This window comes from Tsukamurella sp. 8F (assembly GCF_029167375.1).
Lineage (GTDB): Bacteria > Actinomycetota > Actinomycetes > Mycobacteriales > Mycobacteriaceae > Tsukamurella.
This window is the reverse complement of record NZ_JARFTP010000012.1, coordinates 85,563-104,571: the sequence shown is the minus strand read 5'-3', so window position 1 is coordinate 104,571 and position 19,009 is coordinate 85,563. Positions and strand designations below refer to the sequence as shown.

Below are 19,009 nucleotides of genomic sequence, written 5' to 3'. Positions count from 1 at the left end.
TCGACGATAGCCGATCCGCCCGCAGACACGCCCGGACCAAGGCGTGGCGACACGCCACAGCCCGGTGGTGATCGACGATCGTCAGCCCGCGATCTGGGCGACGTGGCTGCGCAGCCCGCGTCGGCGGCCCTCGTCGTCGACGTAGCCCCTGACGACGGTGCTCTGACCCGCCTGATCGTAGAACCGCTTCTCGGAGTGCGTCTCCGGCGCGTTGTCAGCGGTCGCCTTGAGGTACTTGTCCGGCAGCGACAGCTTGATGATGGTGCGCCACGACTCCGCGTACTGACGCCAGATCGAACCGGTGTTGTACGGCAGGTCGTACTTCTCGCAGATCTCCTGAACGCGCGAGGCGATGTAGTTGTACCGGTTCGAAGGGAGGTCCGGGTACAGGTGATGCTCGATCTGCCGGCCCAGGTGCCCCGAGATGAAGTGCAGCGCGTTGCTGCCCTCGAAGTTCGCGGTGCCGAGCATCTGGCGGAGGTACCACTCGTGGAGGGTCTCCGAGTCGATGTCCTCGATGGTGAACTTCTCGGCGTCGTCCGGGAAGTGGCCGCAGAAGATGGTCATGTGATCCCAGACGTCGCGAACGGTGTTGGCGACGTAGTTCGCCGACGCGGCCTTGCGGTAGCCGCGGGCACCGGTGAAAGGCACGGCGAGCGCCGGGAAGAGGACGTAGTCCTTGGCAGTCTGCTTGCCGATCTTGGTGAGGACGATCTTCAGGCGGCGGCGGAACTCCGGCCAGTCGTACTCCGCGTACTGCTCGCCGCCGTTGAGAGCCGCCTTCATGGCGTTCATCAGCTCTAGGTGCTGCACGGCCTTGCCGTACTGGAACCCCGTCGCCAAGATCAGGTTGTACACCGGATTGAACAGCATGTACGGCTCCCACGGCTGGTCGCGCGTGACGCGCAGGATGCCATAGCCGATGTCGTCGTCCATGTCGGTGACATTGGTGTACTTGTGGTGCATGTAATTGTGCGTGTGCCGCCAGAACTTGCCGTCCGACGCCGAGTCCCACTCCCAGTTGCTGGAGTGGATCTCCGGGTCGTTCATCCAGTCCCACTGGCCGTGCATGATGTTGTGACCGAGTTCGTTGTTCTCGATCACCTTGGCGTAGGACAGGCACGCGGCCGATGCGGCCCATGCAGCCTTGCCCTTCCAGCCCTTCACGCCCGCTGCCAGGCCGAATACGCGCCCCGCGGACTCGGCGACGCGCTGGCTGAAGATGACCCTGCGGATGTACTTGGCATCCTCCTCGCCACGGCTCTCCTCGATCTCCCGGCGCAGAGCGTCCAATTCGGCGCCGAGCGCCTCGATGTCGGCCTCGGTCAGGTGCGCGTACTCCGCGATATCGGTGATTGCCACGTAGCGTCCTTACGTTCTCTCAGCACGGTCGGCCCATAGGTCGACCACGGGAAGATCCTGCGCTCGACGATAACAGAGCGAATGGGACAAGAACAGGAAAGTTGTCCCATCGCGACCGGGGTGTGACGCAGTCGATACTGGTCAGGTTACGCCACGAGCCCGACGGTGGTCTGCACCGTCGGGCTCGTGGCATGGAGGGTTTCTAGTCGCGGGTGAGTCGTCGCTTACCGCGATGGAGGGCCTGGCGGGCGGCCCGAAGGCCGTACCGGCGGCCCGTCGCGCCGTCGACGCGGGTCTGGGCGTACTCGGTACCGGCGAACATCGCCTCGGACGCGGTCTCGGGTGCGTCGTCGGCGGAGTCGGAGAGGTACTTGTCCGGCAGAGACAACTTGGCGATGGTGCGCCACGCCTTGAAGTACTGCACGTGGAGCGGACCGGCCGTGTACGGAAGGTCGTACTTGTCACATAGAGCCCGCACCCTGACACCGATCTCCGCAAGCCGGTTGGACGGCAGATCCGGGAACAGGTGGTGCTCGATCTGGTAGCTCAGATTCCCGGACAAGAAGTCGATCACGGGACCGCCGGTCAGGTTGGCGCTGCCCAGCATCTGGCGCAGGTACCACTCCGCCTGCGTCTCGCTGTCCACGTCCTGCTTGGTGAACTTCTCCGCGCCGTCGGGGAAGTGACCGCAGAAGATGACCGCGTTGGTCCAGACATTGCGGATCACGTTGCCCGCGATGTTCGCGGTCAGGGCCTTACGCCAGCCGCGACGGCCGCCGATCGGCGCCGCCAGTGCCGGGAAGATCACGTAGTCCTTGAGGACCTGCCTGCCGATCTTGCGCCCGACGTCGCGGGCGTCGGACTTGAACTTGTCGCGGTCGTAGTACGACCGGTTCCACTTGCTGATCGCGCGGCCGATCTCGAGGTGCTGGACCGCGACGCCGTACTCGAAGAGCGACATCAGCAGGGCGTTGTAGACGATGTTGCCTGCGTTGAACGGGACCCACTCCTGATCCCGCGTGACGCGGAGCAGCTTGTAGCCCACGTCATCGTCCATGTCGAGAACATTGGTGTACTTGTGGTGGATGTAGTTGTGGGTGTGCTTCCACAGCCGCGAGGTTCCCGCGTTGTCCCACTCCCACGTGGTCGAGTGCACCTCGGGATCATTCATCCAGTCCCACTGCCCGTGCATGATGTTATGCCCGAGCTCCATGTTCTCGATGATCTTCGACAGGCCCAGGGTCACGGCGCCGCCCCACCAGAGCGCACGGTTGGTGGCGCCCATGGTCATCAGGCGGCCAGCGACCTCGAGGCTGCGCTGCGCTGCGATCGTGCGCCGCAGGTAGCGGACGTCGCTCTCGCCGCGCACCGCCTCGATCTCGCGGCGGATGGCGTCCAGCTCCACGCCGAGAGCCTCGACGTCCTCGGGCGTCAGATGCGCATACTCGGGGATGTCGGTGATGGCCATGCGGGCACCTTCCGTAGGAGTCAACCTACGCAACCGTAAGTTACGGGGCCGTAGGCGTCAACCGGAGGAGTCTGGCATCGCCGGATCGCCTCAGACCACGCAGCCGCTGCTTCGGGCCCCCAACCACCGCGCTCCCGAATCCCTAATGCGGAAATGCGGACTCGGGTCGGAATCACACGTCGAGGGTGCAATCCCCCACGGCGACGGCGATGCAGGTCTGAATGCGCTCGCCCTCGACGTGCAGGTCACCACTGCGCAGGTCACGGGTCTGGCCCTCGGTGAGCTGCACGACACAGGTCTGGCAGATTCCCATGCGGCAGCCGAAGGGCATCTGCACACCCTGCGCTTCACCGGCCTCGAGGAGCGTGGTCGCACCGTCGACCTCGATGGTCTTGTCCGACTTGGCGAAGTGCACCTCGCCGCCGCTCGCGGAGACGTCGGCACGCTCGACCGTGAACCGCTCCTGGTGCAACCGGTCGAATATGCCCTTCGCCTGCCACGCCTGCTCCATGTCCGACAGGAACGCGCCCGGGCCGCAGATCCACGTCTCGCGCTCGGCCCAGTCCGGCACCGCCTCGCCGATGTTGCCGGGTGTGAGGCGACCGGTCTCGCGGGTGTACCGCATCCGCACCGTGACGCCGGCGTGCGAAGCGTCGAACTCGGCGAGCTCCTCGCGGAACAGGGCCGAGTCCGCGTCGGGCGCCGAATGCACGGCGATGATGTCGGTATCGGCGGGGATGCCGCGCCGGTCGAGCGTTCGCAGCATCGACATCACCGGAGTGATCCCACTGCCGGCTGTGAGGAACAGGATCTTCTCGGGCAGGGGGTTCGGCAGGGTGAAGTCACCGGCCGGGGCCTGCAGACGGACGACGGTGCCCGGCGCCACGCCGTTCACCAGGTGCGACGAGAGGAAGCCCTCGGCCATCGCCTTCACAGTGATGCTGACCTCGCTCGGCGCCCGGCCGTCCTGATGCTCGGGGACCGATGTCAGCGAGTAGGAGCGCCACGTCCAGCGGCCGCCGAGCAGGACGCCGATACCGATGTACTGGCCTGGCTGGTAGTGCGGCGTGAAGCCCCATCCCGTACGGATGGTGAGAGTGACCGAATCACCGGTCTCCTTGCGCACGTCCACGATTCGGCCGCGCAGCTCGCGCGCGGACCACAGCGGATTGACGAGGTGCAGGTAGTCGTCGGGCAGCAGCGGGGTGGTCAGCCGGGCTACGGCGCCACGGACCAGATTGGCACGAGGATTCTGAGAGGCCACGTTCTTCGCCGGGCCCTCGAGCCAGTCGCGGATGCCGCGGAGTGAGTTGCTCATGGACAAAGACGATACCCACCGCGCGCCGCATCACCGATTCACTGTGGGCTCTCTAGAGCAGCTCGAGCAGGAACGGCAGCTCCTGCGTCGCATACCAGGCCAGGTCGTGATCCTCGGCGTCACCCACGGCCAGTTCCGCGTCCTCGTCGCCGAGGTCGGCCGCATCGACCACGGCGGCCGCGGACTTCACAGCGTCCTCGGCATCGGAGACGTCTACGTGCACCGCGACGACGTCACCCAGCCGGATCGGCTCGGACACGCGCAGCACCGCGTCGTCGAGATCCGGACGCTCCTTCGCCTCCGGGACGTCGACGGTGATCACCACGCGCCGGAAAGGCAGCTCACTGCCGTCACCCGCGTCGTCGCCGTCGCCGGAAGGCTCCGAACCCCCGTCGTCGTCGGCCGCGAGGAGGCGCAGGGACGCGCGCGCGGCGTGCCGCATGGCGGCCTCCGCCAGTTCCTCGTCATCACCCGAGGTGTATGCCTCACGCAGGGCGGGAGTGACACCGAATACGGTGCCGCCCAACGGAAACAACTCTCCGTCGCGCTGCAGCGCGGTGAGCGCCGCCAGTGTCGCCGGAACATACACCCGCATCGATCGCCTCTCTCACGACTTGGCCGCCTCGGCCAGCTCCTCGAGCGCCTCGTAGAGGAACTCCGTCATCGAGACTACGTCCCACATACCGTCGCGGTCCGCGTTGAGGCCCACGTACACCCGCCCGTTGTACGACGTGATCCCGATAGTCACCACCTGGTTCGCGACCAGGGGCGGCACGGGATACACCTCGAGCAGTTCGTTGCCCGCCAGGTAGACCGGTGCCTGCGGCCCGGGCGCGTTGGTGATCAGGATGTTGAACAGCTTGGTCGGCACGCTCATCGCAGTCCGGGTGCCGGCGGCGTGCATCGTCGACGCCGGGAATCCGCCCTGCGTCGCGAGACGCCGGGCCGCGACCTGCCGGTTACGCCCCACCTGACTCGCCGCCTCATGCGCGATCTGCCGCATCCGCACCACGGCGTTGCTCTCGGCCACCGGCAGCGGCACAAGGAACGCCTGCACGGTGGTGCCGGTCTCCTCGCCCTCGTCCTCGACCGCGATGGGAACGAGCGCCTGCACCTGTGTGGTCTGCGAGATCGGCTCGCCGCGGGAGATCAGCCAGGTCCGTAGGCCGCCCGCGACGACGGACAGCAACAGATCATTGACCGTGCAGCCGTACGCGCTGCGCAGCTTGCGGAAGCTGGCGAGCTCCATGCTCGCGACGGCGTATCGGCGACTGCGCGAGATCGGCACATTGAGCGAGCGGACCGGGGTCGCGGCGACCTGCGAACGCAATAGGTTGGCCGCGAAACCGGCTGCGCCGGTGACGGCCTCACGCAGGCCGTCCACCGAGTCGGCGATCTCGCCGATAGCGCCCTGCACCATCGCCGCCGTGCGCTTGGGCCTGGACAGCAGGTCGATGACCGAGCTCACGACGAGCTCGCCGTCACTGGGCTGATGCTGGCCCATCCACATGTCCTCGGGCGGCTCCGGCAGCCTCTTGGCGGGCGTGAGCAGCACCTGCATGATCTCGAGCCCGCCCGCACGACCGTCGACGATCGCGAGATGGGACTTGGTGAAGACCGCCATCCGCCCATCCGAGAGACCCTCGATGAGATACATCTCCCACAGCGGACGCTCGCGATCGAGTGGGCGGGAGTTCAAGCGCGCGACGAGATCGTGTAGCTGATCGTCGCTGCCCGGCTGCGGCAGCGCGGACACTCGCACGTGGTACGTGATGTCGAAGTCGCGGTCGTCGATCCACACGGGGCGCCCGAGGTCCAACGGTACGGGGCGCACGCGCTGGCGATAGCGCGGGACCTCGGACAGCTTCTCCTCGACCGCGGCGAGCAACTGTTCGTGGTCGAGGCCCACGGCGGGGCGGCGGAAGATGGCGAGCGACCCGATGTGCGTCGGCGTCGTCGAGTCCTCGAGTGCGTAGAACTCGGCGTCGGCCTGACTCAACCGGCCCCTCATCGCAGTGCCTCCTCACCCGGGCGCCCGATCGGCGTTCCGAGTCTCGGAGTTTACGGGATCCGAACGGGCCTCTCATACGTCTAATTGATGTGGGGGCACTATCGATAGAGCAGAAGAACCAGTTCACGGTGCTGCGGGCGCCGGCGATCGAGCCGCCGATCACCGAGGACGAACCTCCTGACGGTACGGCCGACGGTGAAGTCTTCGCAGCGCCGGGAGACGAGAGCTGTGTGCGGCAACAGCTCGACGGCGCGGCGCCCATGATCGACGCCGCATCGGCGCTGGGAGAGGCCGAGCTCGCCACGGCGCGCCCCGAGGCCCGCGTTTTCGTTCTGGCCACGTTGCGGCCGGTGTTCGAGGTTCTCGACCGGCGGCGCCCGGCCCGCCACCTCTCGCCGATCGCATCGGCCACCGTCGTCGACGTGTTGCGCACGCTCGCGGACGGGCCCGCGCAGCCGACGGTGTCCGGACACAGCCGGGTGCACGTCGCCGCGCCGCGCCCGGTGGGCGGTCGTCGCCAACGGCGGCCGACGGTGGGCGCGGAGGTGTTTCTCACCTACACACGCGGGCCCCGCGTACTCGCCGCCGCAGGCCGCGTCGAGCGCGCGGACGGCCACTGGCGCTGGACGGCGTTCACCACCGTCGCATGAGCGCCTGACTCAGCGGCGCTGGCGCGACTTCGACTTGCGGGCCGCGCGGTCCGCCTGCCGGGCGTCGGCGCGACGCTGCGCGCGGCTGCCCGACGGCGGGACATCTTCGGCGGCGTCGATCTCCTGCGCGTCGCCGGATTCCGATGGGCCCGACAGCGTCAGCTTCTGCTCGGGCTCCGCGGGCACGCCCTGCACGGCGGCGGGCGCACCGTCGGCGGCCGCACCCTCACCGTCCTCGGTCTGGACCTGGACCTTGAAGAGCGTCGAGACGGAATCCTCCTTGAGCCCCTCGAGCATCCCCCGGAACATGTCGTAGCCCTCACGCTGGTACTCGACGAGCGGGTCACGCTGTGCGATCTGGCGCAGCCCGATGCCCTCCTTGAGGTAGTCCATCTCGTAGAGGTGCTCACGCCACTTCTGGTCCAGGACCTGCAGCAGCACCGAACGTTCGATCTGCGCCATCGTGCCCTCACCGGCCACGGCATCGATGTTCTCCGTGTGCGCCTTATAGGCGTTCTGCGCGTCGTCGACGAGCTTCGCCTCGAGATCCTCGGCGGACAGGTCGTCGCGCTCGCCGTACTCGTTCTCCCGCGTCAGATCCTGGTGGCGCAGGTCGATCGGGTACAACCCCTTCAGAGCGGTCCAGAGCTCGTCCAGATCCCAGTCCTCGACGTAGCCGGTGGCCGTGGCACCGGCTACGTACGCGCCCACGACATCGGCGATCATGTGGTGAACCTGCTCGGACAGGTCCTCGCCGCGCAGGATCTGGCGGCGCTCGTCGTAGATGACCTTGCGCTGCTCGTTCTGCACATCGTCGTATTTGAGGACGTTCTTGCGGATCTCGAAGTTCTGCTGCTCGACCTGGGTCTGCGCGCTGCGGATGGCGCGGGAGACGAACTTGTTGTCGATCGGCACGTCGTCCGGCAGGCTCACGCGATTCATCCACGCCTCGATCTGCGCGCCGTTGAAGCGCCGCATTAGCTCGTCCCCGAGACTCAGGTAGAACCTGGAGAGCCCCGGGTCACCCTGGCGGCCGGAGCGGCCGCGCAACTGGTTGTCGATCCGGCGCGATTCGTGTCGCTCCGTACCCAGGACGTAGAGGCCGCCGGCCTCGCGCACCTTGTCACCGTCGGCCTTGGACTCGGCCTTGACGTCGCCGATCGTCTCGTCCCACGCCTTCTGGTATTCCTCGGCGGTCTCGACGGGATCGAGGCCGCGCTCGCGCAGACGCAGGTCGGCAAGGATATCCGGGTTGCCGCCCAGCACGACGTCCGTGCCGCGCCCGGCCATATTGGTGGCGACGGTCACGGCGCCCGGCGTTCCCGCCTTGGCGATGATCGCCGCCTCCTGCTCATGGAACTTGGCGTTGAGCACGGTATGCGGGACGTCGCGCTTGGTGAGCTGGCGGGAAAGGTACTCCGACCGCTCGACGGATGTCGTGCCGATCAGGACCGGCTGGCCGTTCGCGTGCCGCTCGGCGATGTCGTCGACGATCGCGTCGAACTTCGCCTCCTCGGTCTTGTAGATCAGGTCGGTCTGATCGTCGCGAATCATCGGCTTGTTGGTCGGGATCGGGATGACGCCCAGCTTGTAGATCTGATGCAGCTCGGCCGCCTCCGTCTCGGCGGTACCCGTCATGCCGGCCAGCTTGTCGTACAGGCGGAAGTAGTTCTGCAGCGTGATCGTGGCGAGCGTCTGGTTCTCGGCCTGGATCTCGACGTTCTCCTTCGCCTCCAGCGCCTGGTGCATGCCCTCGTTGAAACGGCGGCCCGGCAACACGCGGCCGGTGAACTCGTCGACGATCAGCACCTCGCCCGACCGCACGATGTAATCCTTGTCGCGCTCGAACAACTCCTCGGCCTTGATGGCGTTGTTGAGGTAGCTGACCAGCAACGAGTTGGACGAGTCGTAGAGGTTGTCGATACCGAGCTGGTCCTCGACGAACTCGACGCCGGCCTCGTGCACGCCGATCGTCTTCTTCTTGATGTCCACCTCGTAGTGGGTGTCCTTGCGCATCTGCGGGACGATGCGCGCGAACTCCGTGTACCACTTGCTGGACGAGTCGGCGGGCCCCGAGATGATGAGCGGCGTGCGCGCCTCGTCGATGAGGATCGAGTCCACCTCGTCGACGATGGCGAAATGGTGGCCGCGCTGCACCAGCTCGTCGGTGCTGTGCGCCATGTTGTCGCGCAGGTAGTCGAACCCGAACTCGTTGTTGGTGCCGTAGGTGATGTCGGCGAGATAGGAGTCGCGGCGTGTGCTCGGATCCTCGCCCGCGAGGATCACGCCCACCGTCAGGCCGAGGAAGCGGTGGACGCGGCCCATCCACTCGGCATCGCGCTTGGCCAGGTAATCATTGGTGGTGACGAGGTGCACACCCTCGCCGGACAGCCCGTTGAGGTACGCAGCCATGACCGAGGTGAGGGTTTTACCCTCACCCGTCTTCATCTCGGCGATGTTGCCGTAGTGCAGGGCCGCGGCGCCCATGATCTGGACGTGGTACGGCCGCTGGCCGAGCACACGCCACGACGCCTCGCGGGCCGTCGCGAACGCCTCGATCAGCAGCTCGTCGAGCTTCTCACCCTTCTCCAGGCGTTCCTTGAAGTCGTCGGTCTTGGCCCGCAGCTCTTCATCGGTCAGCGCCTCGAACTCGTCGGACAGGGATTCGACGTGGGAGGCCAGGCCGTCGAGCCGCTTGACCATGCGGCCCTCGCCCAACCGCAGCATCTTCGAAAGAACCACTGAACCCTCAATCTCGATCGTCGTCCGACACTTGGAACCCCGGCCGCCCATGGCCGCGCCCTGCGGCACGGCCCGGCGACCGGGGTCCATGGTAGGCGAGGATTCAGGTGAGCCTGATCAGGCCGTAGTCGAAAGCGTGCCGGCGGTACACCACGGACGGCTTCTCCGTCTCCTTGTCGAAGAAGAGGAAGAAGTCGTGGCCGACGAGTTCCATCTCGTACAGCGCGTCGTCGACGCTCATCGGTATGGACGGATGGTCCTTGGTCCGAACGATCCGTCCGGGCTCGTGCTCCTCGAGGCCGAGTGCCTTCAGATCCACGTCCTCGAACTCGGCGTCGGACGGCTCCGGGGCGGGGTCCGCCGACGCGGTGGCCTCTGCCACGGACACCGGCGTGCGGCGGCCGTGATGCACCTTCTTGCGGTCGTTCGCACGCCGCAGGTTGGACTGGAGCTTGTTCAGCGCCTCTTCGAGGGCGCCGTAGAAGGTGTCGGAACGGGCTTCGGCGCGCGCAACGCCACGACCCCGGACGGTGATCTCCAACCGCTGGCACGCCTTGGACTGACGGGGATTCTTCTCGTGGAAGAGGTTCACCTCGAAGATCCGGATGGTGGGGCGGAAGCGCTCGAGCCTGGCGAGTTTGTCGGACAGGTAGATCCGGAAATGCTCCGGCACTTCGACGTTGCGGCCGTTGATCGCCACGGTGGCTGCGGGAGTGAGGAACTCCTTCTCGCGCTCATCTGACACGTGGGCTGGCTCGCGGAACGGATCGACCTCGACGGTGCTGGCGTACGCGCGGTTGGTATCACGGGAGGAAAGAGTGGTCATGAATTTTTCTGCCTCTCGGTCGGCCCTCGATGTAGCGCGCGACCCGGAACACCAATCCAAAGCCGATGAAGATCATCAAGGCGCGCAATAGATCTGGACTCATCTGTCAACGACCGGCGGATTGCCGGGCGCCAGGCGGGTGGGCATCACCTCCACTCACATCGGGTAGGCCCCGCTGGGGTACCCACGAACATAGCCCGGTACGGCGGACTCCGCCAGGATTTCGTTCGCCACACGGAATGCCGGGTTCAAACGGGTCACGCGGCGGCCACCGTCAGGGCTGCGGCGACCGCTACGCCTGCCCTGCTCAGCACCGACACGCTCTCGCGGAGCGTCGCCCCTGTGGTGACCACGTCGTCGACGATCACCACGGCCGCGCCGGGCGGAGGCAGGGCGGCCGGCCGGAACACCCGCACCGAGCCGGCGACGTTCCTCAGCCTGTCCGCCGCTCCGAGCCCCACCGAGTCCTCTGCCACGACGGACCGGAGCGCAGCGCACACCCGGATCCGAGCCACGGGCTCCGCGATGCGGGCGGCGCATTCACACACGTCCGTGACGACGTCGCCGCCACGGCGCCGCGCCGCGCGCCCGGTAGTCGGCGCCGGCACGAGGGCGATCCGCGCACCGTCGAGCTCGCCCCACTCGGCGAGGCGCAGCACGGCGTGCGCAACGGCCCGCCCGAGCGGCTGGGCGAGGCCACCGCGCCCCCTCTCCTTGAGCTCCAGCACCGCGGACCTGCGCGGCCCCTGGTACGGCCCGAGCGTCCACACGGGCACCCCGACCGGAACCGTCGGGCGGATCAACGCGGGCACGTCGTGCAGAACGCGCTCACAATCGGCACACCATTCGACACCGTCGGCACCGCATCCCCCACACGTCTTGGGGATCGCAAGATCCACCAATTCTCCTGCAACAGAGTAGATCCCGCGCAACGCTCGGCTCCCCCACACGCGAGCAGACCTCCTCGTCAGCCCGGCAGCACCGGATTCGCCCGCGCCCCCGCCAGCCGGTCGACCTGACTCCAGTATTGACTCGATGCGTCCGCCCCGATGGGGATCTCCCATACTCCCGAGGAGTCGGCCGCGTACACGTCGTTCTGGGTGGCCGCCACCGTCGACACGGGCGGCGACAGGTTGCGGCTGGGCAGGGCGGTCACGTCGCCGGAGTCGTAGCGCACGGACAGCACGGGCGAGTCGGACGTGGTGCGACCGACCACGAACTCGTCACCGCTCACCCAGTCCACCGATGATGCCGACATGTCGCGGTCCGTCGCGATCTGCTGCAGATGCGCGATCATCGGCTGCCCGTTGGTCTTCTGTTGCACGACCCCTACCAGGACCTTGCCACCCACCACGAGCGCGACCCGAACACCGTCGCGCGAGAGCCGCAGCGCGGTGATGGGTCCGGGCGCGGCAGGGGCCACCTCGCTCGAGTCGACGTCCATCTGCGTGACCTCGCCGGTCGACTGGTCCTGCCGGAGGCGCACCACCCGGTTCCCGTCGAGAACGGTCCACAGGGTCGCGTCGTCCGGCATCCAGCTGGGTCTGGTCATCGATCGGGCGGTGAGCACCTGAGTCGGTACGCCGCCGTACGCGCCCACCAGCAGTGAGGCGGCCTGGTCCGGGCCGCGGTCGCGCGTGTCGAGGACCGCGGCGACACGGCGGCCGCTCCCCGACATGCCTACGGACTGGATGTTGGTCAGCTGGCCGAGCGTGCCGGCGACGGGAGTGGCCGCGCCCGACGTGACCTTGACGAACCGTCCGTCGAGCACGCCGTGCAGGCCCATCGCGAGATCGGACGATGCGGTGGGGCTCACGGACGCGACGTCGTTCTGATTCCACCCGCTCGGGTGCTTGTCGTCGAGCGGTACGCCGTCGGCCGTTATGACGTACGGGCCCTGCACGTCCGCCCCGGCGAGTGTCCACACCACCTGCCCGGCGAGCAGCTTCGCCACGTCGGGCTCCACCTTGGGCACGCCGTCGAAGTCGACCCGCACGCCCGAATAGCCGACGCCTGCGCTGTCGGGCGAGCCCGCGACGTCGGTGACCGAACCCCGGACACTCGAGTTGCGTCCGAACGGGTTGAAGACGGCGTCCTGCAGGGACGCGCGCGGGCCCCGTACGAGCAGATTCAGCAGGTCACCGGGCAGCCGCTGGCGCGAGCTGGCAAGCCACCGCGCGTCCGGGACCATGGTGCGCCCGGAGGGGTCCGGGTAGTACAGGAGGTAGCGGCGGTATGCGGAGCGGAACTCCTCGCTGTCGATCAGCAGCATCGGCGAGCGGTCGACGTCCGAGAGGCCCTGGATACGCCACTGCCCGTCGACTGACGCCAACTGCACGTTCTGCGTGATCGAGCCGTCCGAAGGCTCGTAGGTGCCGTCGCTGCCGAGACGCCCCTCGGACTGCGCGCGGATGGTCATCTTGGTGACGTTGGCGGTCCGCTCGGTGGGGATCACGTCGATCTTGCTGACGACCACGGCCTGGGAAGGAACCTCCCAGCGCTGAGTCCCGGCGGGAACCAGGAACTTGCGGGACGCCGCGTAATCGGAGGCCGCGTGCGCGTTGGCCTTGAGGAAATCGCGGACGATGATCTCGGGCGCCGCGTCGCGCACAGGCCCGATCGCACGGTCCGCGGCCGTGGACTCTCCGCCCAGATCGCCGATGACGCGAGGGCTCGATCGGTCGGGGATGGAGGCGCACGACGCGACGGTCGCGAGCACCAGCACCACGGCGAGCAGGACCCGCGGCAGGCGCGGCGGGACGTTGATGTCAGGCACCGTCGGCCTCCTCCGTGCGGGCGCGGGGCCGGGCAGGCTTCAGCGGAAGCGGGCTGACCAGGACCTTGTGACCGCGCCGGCGCGGCAGCGTGAGCCGGAAGCAGGCGCCGCCCGCGGGCTCGCCCCACGCCTCGAGGCGGCCGGAGTGCAGGCGGGCGTCCTCGATGCTGATGGCGAGCCCCAGCCCCGTGCCGCCCGAGCGCCGCACACGCGACGGATCCGACCGCCAGAACCGGTTGAACACCAGCTTCTCCTCCCCCGGACGCAGCCCGACACCGTAGTCGCGGACCGTGATCGCGACCGCATCCGCGTCGGCGCGCATTGTGAGGATGACGGGCTTGGCCTCGCTGTGGTCGACGGCATTCGCAAGGAGATTCCGCAGGATGCGCTCGACGCGACGCGCGTCCACCTCGGCTACCACGGGATCGTCGGGGATGTCGACGATCAGCTCGGTCCCCGCGTCCTCCGCGAGTCGGCGGACGGTGTCCAGAGCCGCCGCGATAGGCACCTCCATGTCGACCTGCTCGGAGTGCAGTTCTGCGACGCCGGCGTCGTGGCGGGAGATCTCGAGCAGCTCGGCGAGCAGCGTCTCGAAGCGGTCCAGCTCCGTGACCATGAGCTCGGTGGTGCGGCGCAGCGACGGGTCCAACTCGTCCGCCGAATCGTGGATCATGTCGGCCGCCATGCGCACGGTGGTGAGCGGCGTACGCAGCTCATGGCTCACATCGGAGGTGAACTGGCGTTGCAGGTTGCCGAACTCCTCGAGCTGAGTGATCTGTCGCGACAGCGACTCGGCCATGTCGTTGAAGCTCATCGCGAGCCGTGCCATGTCGTCCTCGCCGCGCACGGGCATGCGCTCCTTGAGACGGCCGTCCGCGAAGCGCACCGCGATCCGCGCCGCCGACCGAACGGGCAGCACCACCTGACGTGCGACCAGTAGGGAGATCGCGGCGAGCAGGACCAGCAACACGAGGCTGCCGGTGAGCAGCGTCGACCGGATCAGCGACAGAGTGCTCTCCTCCTGCGTGAGCGGGAACACGAGGTAGAGCTCGAGGCCCGTCACCGACGAGGTCTGCACAGGCGTGCCGATCACCAGCGACTTGCCGTAGCGGCCGGAGGTATCCGTGACGCTCGCGTACTGGTAGCTCGTCTTACCGTGCCGCACGAAGTTCTGCAGCGTCTCCGGCACTTCGGATTCCGTGCCGACGACGACGGCTGTGCGGCCCTCCGCATGCGGGACGATGAGCACCGGGTCGAAGCTGCCGGCACCCGAACCTGCCTGACCGGTATCGGCGCTGAGCGTCGTGAGGTTGCTGCGTGCGGACCGCAGGCTCGTGTCGACGCCGTCCGTACGCACGTCGGATCCGGACAGGACCCGCTCGACGCTCTGCCGCGCCCGCAGCGTCTCCTCCTTCGCAGCGGAGAGCTTCGCGTCCAGCAGCTGGTTCGCGATCTGCGAGGTGAGCACGAAACCGAGCATCAGCAGCACCGCGAGACTGAGCGCAAGCGTCGACGTGACGACCCGCAGCTGCAGTGACCGGCGCCAGATCCGGCCCAACCGTGACGGTGCCGAGCCGAGCTGCCGGGTCACCATCGTCAACCGGTCCTGCGCCGAGCGTGCCGAACCGCTCTGCATCCGCTCCCGGGCCCGCCGGAGCGCGGCCGAGTGCAACATCCCCCGGCCCCTCGGCCGACGGGCCGTATCGGGTCCCTCCGTCACGCCGGCCCGGCCTTGTAGCCGACTCCCCTCAGCGTGAGCACGATCTCCGGGTTCTCGGGATCCTTCTCGATCTTGGCGCGCAGGCGCTGCACGTGGACGTTGACCAAGCGCGTATCGGCCGGGTGCCGATACCCCCACACCTGCTCGAGCAGGACGTCGCGCGTGAACACCTGGCGTGGTTTACGAGCGAGCGTGACCAGCAGGTCGAATTCGGTCGGGGTGAGCAGCACGGGCTCGCCGTCGCGCGTGACCTTGTGGCCGGGCACGTCGATGACGACGTTGCCGATCGACAGCAGCTCGGACGGCTCGTCCTCGGTGCGACGCAGGCGCGCACGCACGCGGGCGACGAGTTCCTTCGGCTTGAAGGGCTTGATGACGTAGTCGTCGGCCCCGGACTCGAGGCCGAGAACCACGTCCACGGTGTCCGACTTGGCGGTGAGCATCACGATCGGTACCGAGCTGTCGGCGCGCAGGACGCGGCACACGTCGATCCCGTTCATCCCGGGCAGCATGAGATCGAGTAGCACCAGATCCGGCCGGAAGTCACGCGCCGCGGACAGCGCCTGGGTGCCGTCGCCGACGACCATCGACTCGAAGCCCTCGTTGCGCAACACGATCGTGAGCATCTCCGCCAGCGCCGGGTCGTCGTCGATCACGAGGATGCGGGGGTTCATACCGTCCATAGTGGCATCCGGGGACCGTGTGATCCGGTCACGACACCTATAGTCCTTGCGCATGGGCGTTCTGGTGGCGATCGAGGGACTCGACGGGGCCGGGAAGAACACCCTGACGAAGGCGGTCACCTGTGCGCTCACGGACGGCGGCCGATCGGTCGCGACACTCGCGTTCCCGCGTTACGGAACGTCCGTGCACGCGGATCTCGCGGCCGAGGCGCTGCGTGGTGGCCACGGCGACACCGCGTCGTCCGTGTACGGGATGGGGCTGCTCTTCGCGCTGGATCGCGCGGAGGCCCGCGACGAGATCCTCTCGCTGCTCGCCGTCCACGACGTGGTCCTGCTGGACCGATACGCCGGCTCTTCCGCCGCCTATTCGGCAGCCCGCCTCGGGGAGGGCGCCGAGGGCTCGGTCGCCACCTGGGTGCGCGAACTGGAGTTCGGCCGGTTCGCACTGCCGGTCCCGGCGCTCCAGGTGTACCTGGATGTGCCGACCGCCGTCGCCGCCGAGCGTGCGCGGCGACGCGAGGCCCTCGACGTCGCCCGCGAGCGGGACGCCTATGAGCGCGACGGCGATCTGCAGGAGCGGACAGGCGCGGTGTACCGAGAGCTCGCCGAGATCGCGTGGTCAGGACCGTGGCTCGTGCACACCGACGGCGACTCCCCCACCGACCTGGCCGGTGCGATCGCGCGGCTCTAGCGCTGGCCGGCTCTCGGCGTGTCCAGGCAGCGAGTGGAGGCGATGCCACGTCCCCGACGCCGTGAACCGGAGCGGCGGCAACTGCACCCCAAGCCACGGCCAAGGGCGCGGATCTACCGTCGGCCGGTACACCCCGTAGCCCGAGAAGGAGCAGCATGAAGACACGCCTCGTCGCCGCCGGCCTGGTCGCCGCGGCCGCCACGCTCACCATCGGCACCGGAACCGCGGCCGCTCGCCCCACCTGCGACGCGGGGCAGGCCCTGATCCGCGGGATCGACACCGCGTCGTCCGGCATCGCGATCTGCCAGTACCAAGGCGACGGTCGGCTGCGGTACCACGGCATGGCCAAGAGCAACGGCAACACCATCGACCTGCCCGCCTACAGTCGCAGCACCCCGCGCGGCACCGTCTACTACGCGATCAACAACGGATACGAGTACGACGTATACGCCGACGGGCTCACGATCCTGGCGCCGGGCGGCGCCGTCATGAGCTCCGAACCCGCTCTGTAGTCGACTCGGACGGGGGCGGTCCTGCGGGGTCTGTGATGATGCGAGGGACGCCACACCTCGCTCGAAGGAGTCCACATGCCCGACGCCGTCATCTGTTCCCCGCTGCGCACCCCGGTCGGCAGGTTCGGCGGCGTGTTCGCCTCCGTTCCGGTACAGAAGCTCGCCGCCGACGTACTGCGCGCGATCGTCGAGCGCACAGGCTTGGACCCGGCGCGCGTCGAGGACGTGATCCTTGGTCAGGCATCACCCAACGGGGAGGCGCCCGCGCTCGGCCGCGTCGCAGCGCTGGACGCGGGTTATGGCATCGAGGTTCCGGGCATGCAGGTCGATCGCCGTTGCGGAGCAGGCCTGCAGGCGATCACTCTCGCGGCCATGCAGGTGCAGACCGGGGTCGCCGATCTGCTGGTCGCGGGCGGCGCGGAGTCGATGAGCCGCACCGAGTTCTACACGGACAGGATCCGTTTCGGCGTCAAGGCGCCGTCGGTGGGCCTCGACGACCGCCTCGCTCGGGCGCGCGTCACCGCCGGGGGCGAGAACTTTCCCGTACCCGGCGGCATGATCGAGACCGCCGAGAACCTACGAGCCGAGTACGGCATCACACGCGAGGCTCAGGACCAGTTGTCCGTCACGTCGCATCAGCGCGCCGTCGAAGCACATCGGGCGGGGCGGTTCGCCGACGAGATCGTGCCCGTGACCGTGCCCGGCCGCAAAGGCGACACCGTCGTTGACACCGACGAGCACCCGCGCGCCGACACCACCGTCGAGACGCTCGCAGGGCTCCGGCCCATCCGCGCGAAGTTGGATCCGGAATCGACTGTCACGGCAGGTAATTCGAGCGGACAGAACGACGGAGCCGCCGCCGCCGTGGTAACGACACCCGAGTTGGCGGAGAAGCTGGGCCTGCGACCTCTCGCCGTTCTGCGTTCGTGGGCGGTGTCTGGAGTCGCCCCGGCGGCGATGGGTATCGGCCCCGTGCCGGCTACCGAGAAGGCTTTGGGCCGTGCAGGATTGACACTCGCCGATATGGGCGTCATCGAGCTCAACGAGGCTTTCGCGGCGCAGGCTCTCGCGGTGTTGAAGGCGTGGCGACTATCCGCCGACGACGACCGTCTGAACCCGAACGGCTCCGGCATCTCGCTCGGGCATCCCGTCGGCGCGACGGGGGCACGCATCCTCGCGACACTGCTGCATGAGATGGATCGCCGCGAGACGCGCTACGGACTCGAGACCATGTGCATCGGCGGCGGCCAGGGCATCGCCGCGGTATTCGAGCGGGCCTGACCCGTTCGACTGGGGAAATCGCATGGCTCCATCGACCGCTCCGGCGATCGCCGCCGACCTCCGCGCCGCAGGCGTGACCCACGGCGACTCCGTCCTCGTCCACTCCTCCCTGTCCAGCCTCGGAACCGTCGACGGCGGCGCGGACACGGTGGTGGACGCGCTGTTGACCGCCGTGGGCCCGGAAGGCACAGTGGTCGTCCCTGCCTATAGCGGCACCGTTACGGACCCCTGCCCGGATCGCGCCGCCGGTGACACCACGCCCGACGTACTCGCCGCCCGTGACGCGGTCCCGTTGTTCGACGCGGACGTCACTGCGACCGAGATGGGCGCCGTTCCACGAGCGGTGCTGGCCAGGCCCGGCAGGCGGCGCAGTCCTCACCCGCAGGCATCGGTGGCGGCGATCGGCCGCCACGCGGACGTCATATGCGAAGGCCAGCCACTGGCGTTCGCACTCGGTGCGGCATCGCCTTTCGCGCGTCTGGTAGAGCTCGATGCCAAGATCCTGCTGCTTGGCGTGGGGCACAATCGAAGCTCGATGCTGCACCATGTCGAGTCGGCCATCGACGATCCCCATCGGCGGCTCAAGATCCGTCGCTTCCCGTATGAGGTCGCCGGACAACGGATCTGGATCGAGGCACGCGACGTCGGCAACGACAACGACACCTACTTTCCCGAACTGGGCCGACGATTCGAAGACGTCGCCCACACCGTTGTGCGTGGTGTGGTGGGGGACGCGCGCTCCGTGGTGTTCGGCAGCCGCGAGTACGTCGCTACGACACGCCCGATGCTCGATGCGCTTCTCCGCGATCGGGGAGCGTCGGGGCGAGCAGCGCGCGGCGGATCACAGCATGCGCACAGGCCGGCCGGACGATTCCGTACGCCGATCGCCGAATACACGCTGTCTAGATGTTTTGGCGGAAGCTACACACACTCCGTTCACGATATGTAACCTGTCTCACGCCCGTGTGC

Annotated in this window: 16 protein-coding genes; 5 read left to right on the top strand and 11 right to left on the bottom strand. The window is 68.0% G+C overall.

The features are described from left to right. Positions 1-81: 81 nt before the first annotated feature. From P0W64_RS11655 to P0W64_RS11635, 5 genes are all read right to left on the bottom strand, one after another. Complete coding sequence (locus P0W64_RS11655; RefSeq protein WP_275480279.1) at positions 82-1,362, bottom strand: fatty acid desaturase; 1,281 nt, start codon at positions 1,360-1,362, stop codon at positions 82-84. A 202-nt stretch (positions 1,363-1,564) separates the two neighbouring features. Continuing rightward, positions 1,565-2,830, bottom strand: coding sequence for an acyl-CoA desaturase (locus P0W64_RS11650; protein ID WP_275480278.1), 1,266 nt, complete (start codon positions 2,828-2,830; stop codon positions 1,565-1,567). Positions 2,831-3,002: 172 nt separating this feature from the next. Then, positions 3,003-4,148 (bottom strand): ferredoxin reductase, encoded by a 1,146-nt coding sequence (locus P0W64_RS11645; RefSeq protein ID WP_275480277.1) that lies wholly within the window; start codon positions 4,146-4,148, stop codon positions 3,003-3,005. A gap of 52 nt (positions 4,149-4,200) precedes the next feature. Then, on the bottom strand, positions 4,201-4,743 hold the full coding sequence (locus P0W64_RS11640) for a hypothetical protein (RefSeq protein ID WP_275480276.1): 543 nt from the start codon (positions 4,741-4,743) through the stop codon (positions 4,201-4,203). A 12-nt stretch (positions 4,744-4,755) separates the two neighbouring features. After that, on the bottom strand, positions 4,756-6,159 hold the full coding sequence (locus P0W64_RS11635; protein ID WP_275480275.1) for a wax ester/triacylglycerol synthase family O-acyltransferase: 1,404 nt from the start codon (positions 6,157-6,159) through the stop codon (positions 4,756-4,758). Between the two features lie 89 nt (positions 6,160-6,248). Here P0W64_RS11635 and P0W64_RS11630 point away from each other — a divergent pair, with 89 nt between their 5' ends. Then, a complete protein-coding gene (locus tag P0W64_RS11630) occupies positions 6,249-6,809 on the top strand; it encodes an Rv3235 family protein (protein ID WP_275480274.1) in 561 nt (186 codons plus the stop codon). 9 nt (positions 6,810-6,818) lie between these two features. On the opposite strand, the gene secA is transcribed toward P0W64_RS11630, so the two are convergent. The 6 genes from secA to mtrA form a co-directional block, all read right to left on the bottom strand. Continuing rightward, positions 6,819-9,536, bottom strand: a complete 2,718-nt coding sequence (secA, locus tag P0W64_RS11625) for a preprotein translocase subunit SecA (RefSeq protein ID WP_275480318.1) — start codon at positions 9,534-9,536, stop codon at positions 6,819-6,821. A 118-nt stretch (positions 9,537-9,654) separates the two neighbouring features. Next, positions 9,655-10,377, bottom strand: coding sequence for a ribosome-associated translation inhibitor RaiA (raiA, locus tag P0W64_RS11620; RefSeq protein ID WP_275480273.1), 723 nt, complete (start codon positions 10,375-10,377; stop codon positions 9,655-9,657). A gap of 257 nt (positions 10,378-10,634) precedes the next feature. Continuing rightward, on the bottom strand, positions 10,635-11,276 hold the full coding sequence (locus P0W64_RS11615) for a phosphoribosyltransferase family protein (protein ID WP_275480272.1): 642 nt from the start codon (positions 11,274-11,276) through the stop codon (positions 10,635-10,637). A 68-nt stretch (positions 11,277-11,344) separates the two neighbouring features. Then, a complete protein-coding gene (gene lpqB / locus P0W64_RS11610) occupies positions 11,345-13,153 on the bottom strand; it encodes an MtrAB system accessory lipoprotein LpqB (protein ID WP_275480271.1) in 1,809 nt (602 codons plus the stop codon). Next, positions 13,146-14,747 carry an MtrAB system histidine kinase MtrB gene (mtrB, locus tag P0W64_RS11605; RefSeq protein WP_275480317.1) on the bottom strand — a complete coding sequence of 534 codons (1,602 nt, stop codon included), beginning with the start codon at positions 14,745-14,747 and terminating at the stop codon, positions 13,146-13,148. Before mtrB ends, lpqB begins: the two co-directional genes overlap by 8 nt. Before the next feature lie 122 nt (positions 14,748-14,869). Then, positions 14,870-15,556: an MtrAB system response regulator MtrA gene (gene mtrA / locus P0W64_RS11600; protein WP_275480270.1), complete on the bottom strand. Its 687-nt coding sequence runs from the start codon at positions 15,554-15,556 to the stop codon at positions 14,870-14,872. A 52-nt stretch (positions 15,557-15,608) separates the two neighbouring features. Here mtrA and P0W64_RS11595 point away from each other — a divergent pair, with 52 nt between their 5' ends. The 4 genes from P0W64_RS11595 (at position 15,609) to P0W64_RS11580 (ending at position 18,989) form a co-directional block, all read left to right on the top strand. Further along, positions 15,609-16,247 carry a dTMP kinase gene (locus tag P0W64_RS11595; protein ID WP_275480269.1) on the top strand — a complete coding sequence of 213 codons (639 nt, stop codon included), beginning with the start codon at positions 15,609-15,611 and terminating at the stop codon, positions 16,245-16,247. Between the two features lie 155 nt (positions 16,248-16,402). Beyond that, positions 16,403-16,759: a hypothetical protein gene (locus tag P0W64_RS11590; protein ID WP_275480268.1), complete on the top strand. Its 357-nt coding sequence runs from the start codon at positions 16,403-16,405 to the stop codon at positions 16,757-16,759. A gap of 75 nt (positions 16,760-16,834) precedes the next feature. Then, positions 16,835-18,040, top strand: coding sequence for an acetyl-CoA C-acetyltransferase (locus P0W64_RS11585; RefSeq protein ID WP_275480267.1), 1,206 nt, complete (start codon positions 16,835-16,837; stop codon positions 18,038-18,040). Positions 18,041-18,062: 22 nt separating this feature from the next. Next, entirely contained in the window at positions 18,063-18,989 is a 927-nt protein-coding gene (locus P0W64_RS11580) for an AAC(3) family N-acetyltransferase (protein WP_275480266.1), read from the top strand. Positions 18,990-19,009 lie beyond the last annotated feature (20 nt).

What these genes read in the sequence shown, in the direction of transcription:
- P0W64_RS11650 (WP_275480278.1), bottom strand. Translation starts at nt 2,830, where the DNA reads ATGGCCATCACCGACATCCCCGAGTATGCGCATCTGACGCCCGAGGAC.
- P0W64_RS11645 (WP_275480277.1), bottom strand. Translation starts at nt 4,148, where the DNA reads ATGAGCAACTCACTCCGCGGCATCCGCGACTGGCTCGAGGGCCCGGCG.
- P0W64_RS11640 (WP_275480276.1), bottom strand. Translation starts at nt 4,743, where the DNA reads ATGCGGGTGTATGTTCCGGCGACACTGGCGGCGCTCACCGCGCTGCAG.
- P0W64_RS11635 (WP_275480275.1), bottom strand. Translation starts at nt 6,159, where the DNA reads ATGAGGGGCCGGTTGAGTCAGGCCGACGCCGAGTTCTACGCACTCGAG.
- secA (WP_275480318.1), bottom strand. Translation starts at nt 9,536, where the DNA reads ATGCTGCGGTTGGGCGAGGGCCGCATGGTCAAGCGGCTCGACGGCCTG.
- raiA (WP_275480273.1), bottom strand. Translation starts at nt 10,377, where the DNA reads ATGACCACTCTTTCCTCCCGTGATACCAACCGCGCGTACGCCAGCACC.
- mtrB (WP_275480317.1), bottom strand. Translation starts at nt 14,747, where the DNA reads ATGGTGACCCGGCAGCTCGGCTCGGCACCGTCACGGTTGGGCCGGATC.
- mtrA (WP_275480270.1), bottom strand. Translation starts at nt 15,556, where the DNA reads ATGGACGGTATGAACCCCCGCATCCTCGTGATCGACGACGACCCGGCG.
- P0W64_RS11595 (WP_275480269.1), top strand. Translation starts at nt 15,609, where the DNA reads ATGGGCGTTCTGGTGGCGATCGAGGGACTCGACGGGGCCGGGAAGAAC.
- P0W64_RS11590 (WP_275480268.1), top strand. Translation starts at nt 16,403, where the DNA reads ATGAAGACACGCCTCGTCGCCGCCGGCCTGGTCGCCGCGGCCGCCACG.
- P0W64_RS11585 (WP_275480267.1), top strand. Translation starts at nt 16,835, where the DNA reads ATGCCCGACGCCGTCATCTGTTCCCCGCTGCGCACCCCGGTCGGCAGG.
- P0W64_RS11580 (WP_275480266.1), top strand. Translation starts at nt 18,063, where the DNA reads ATGGCTCCATCGACCGCTCCGGCGATCGCCGCCGACCTCCGCGCCGCA.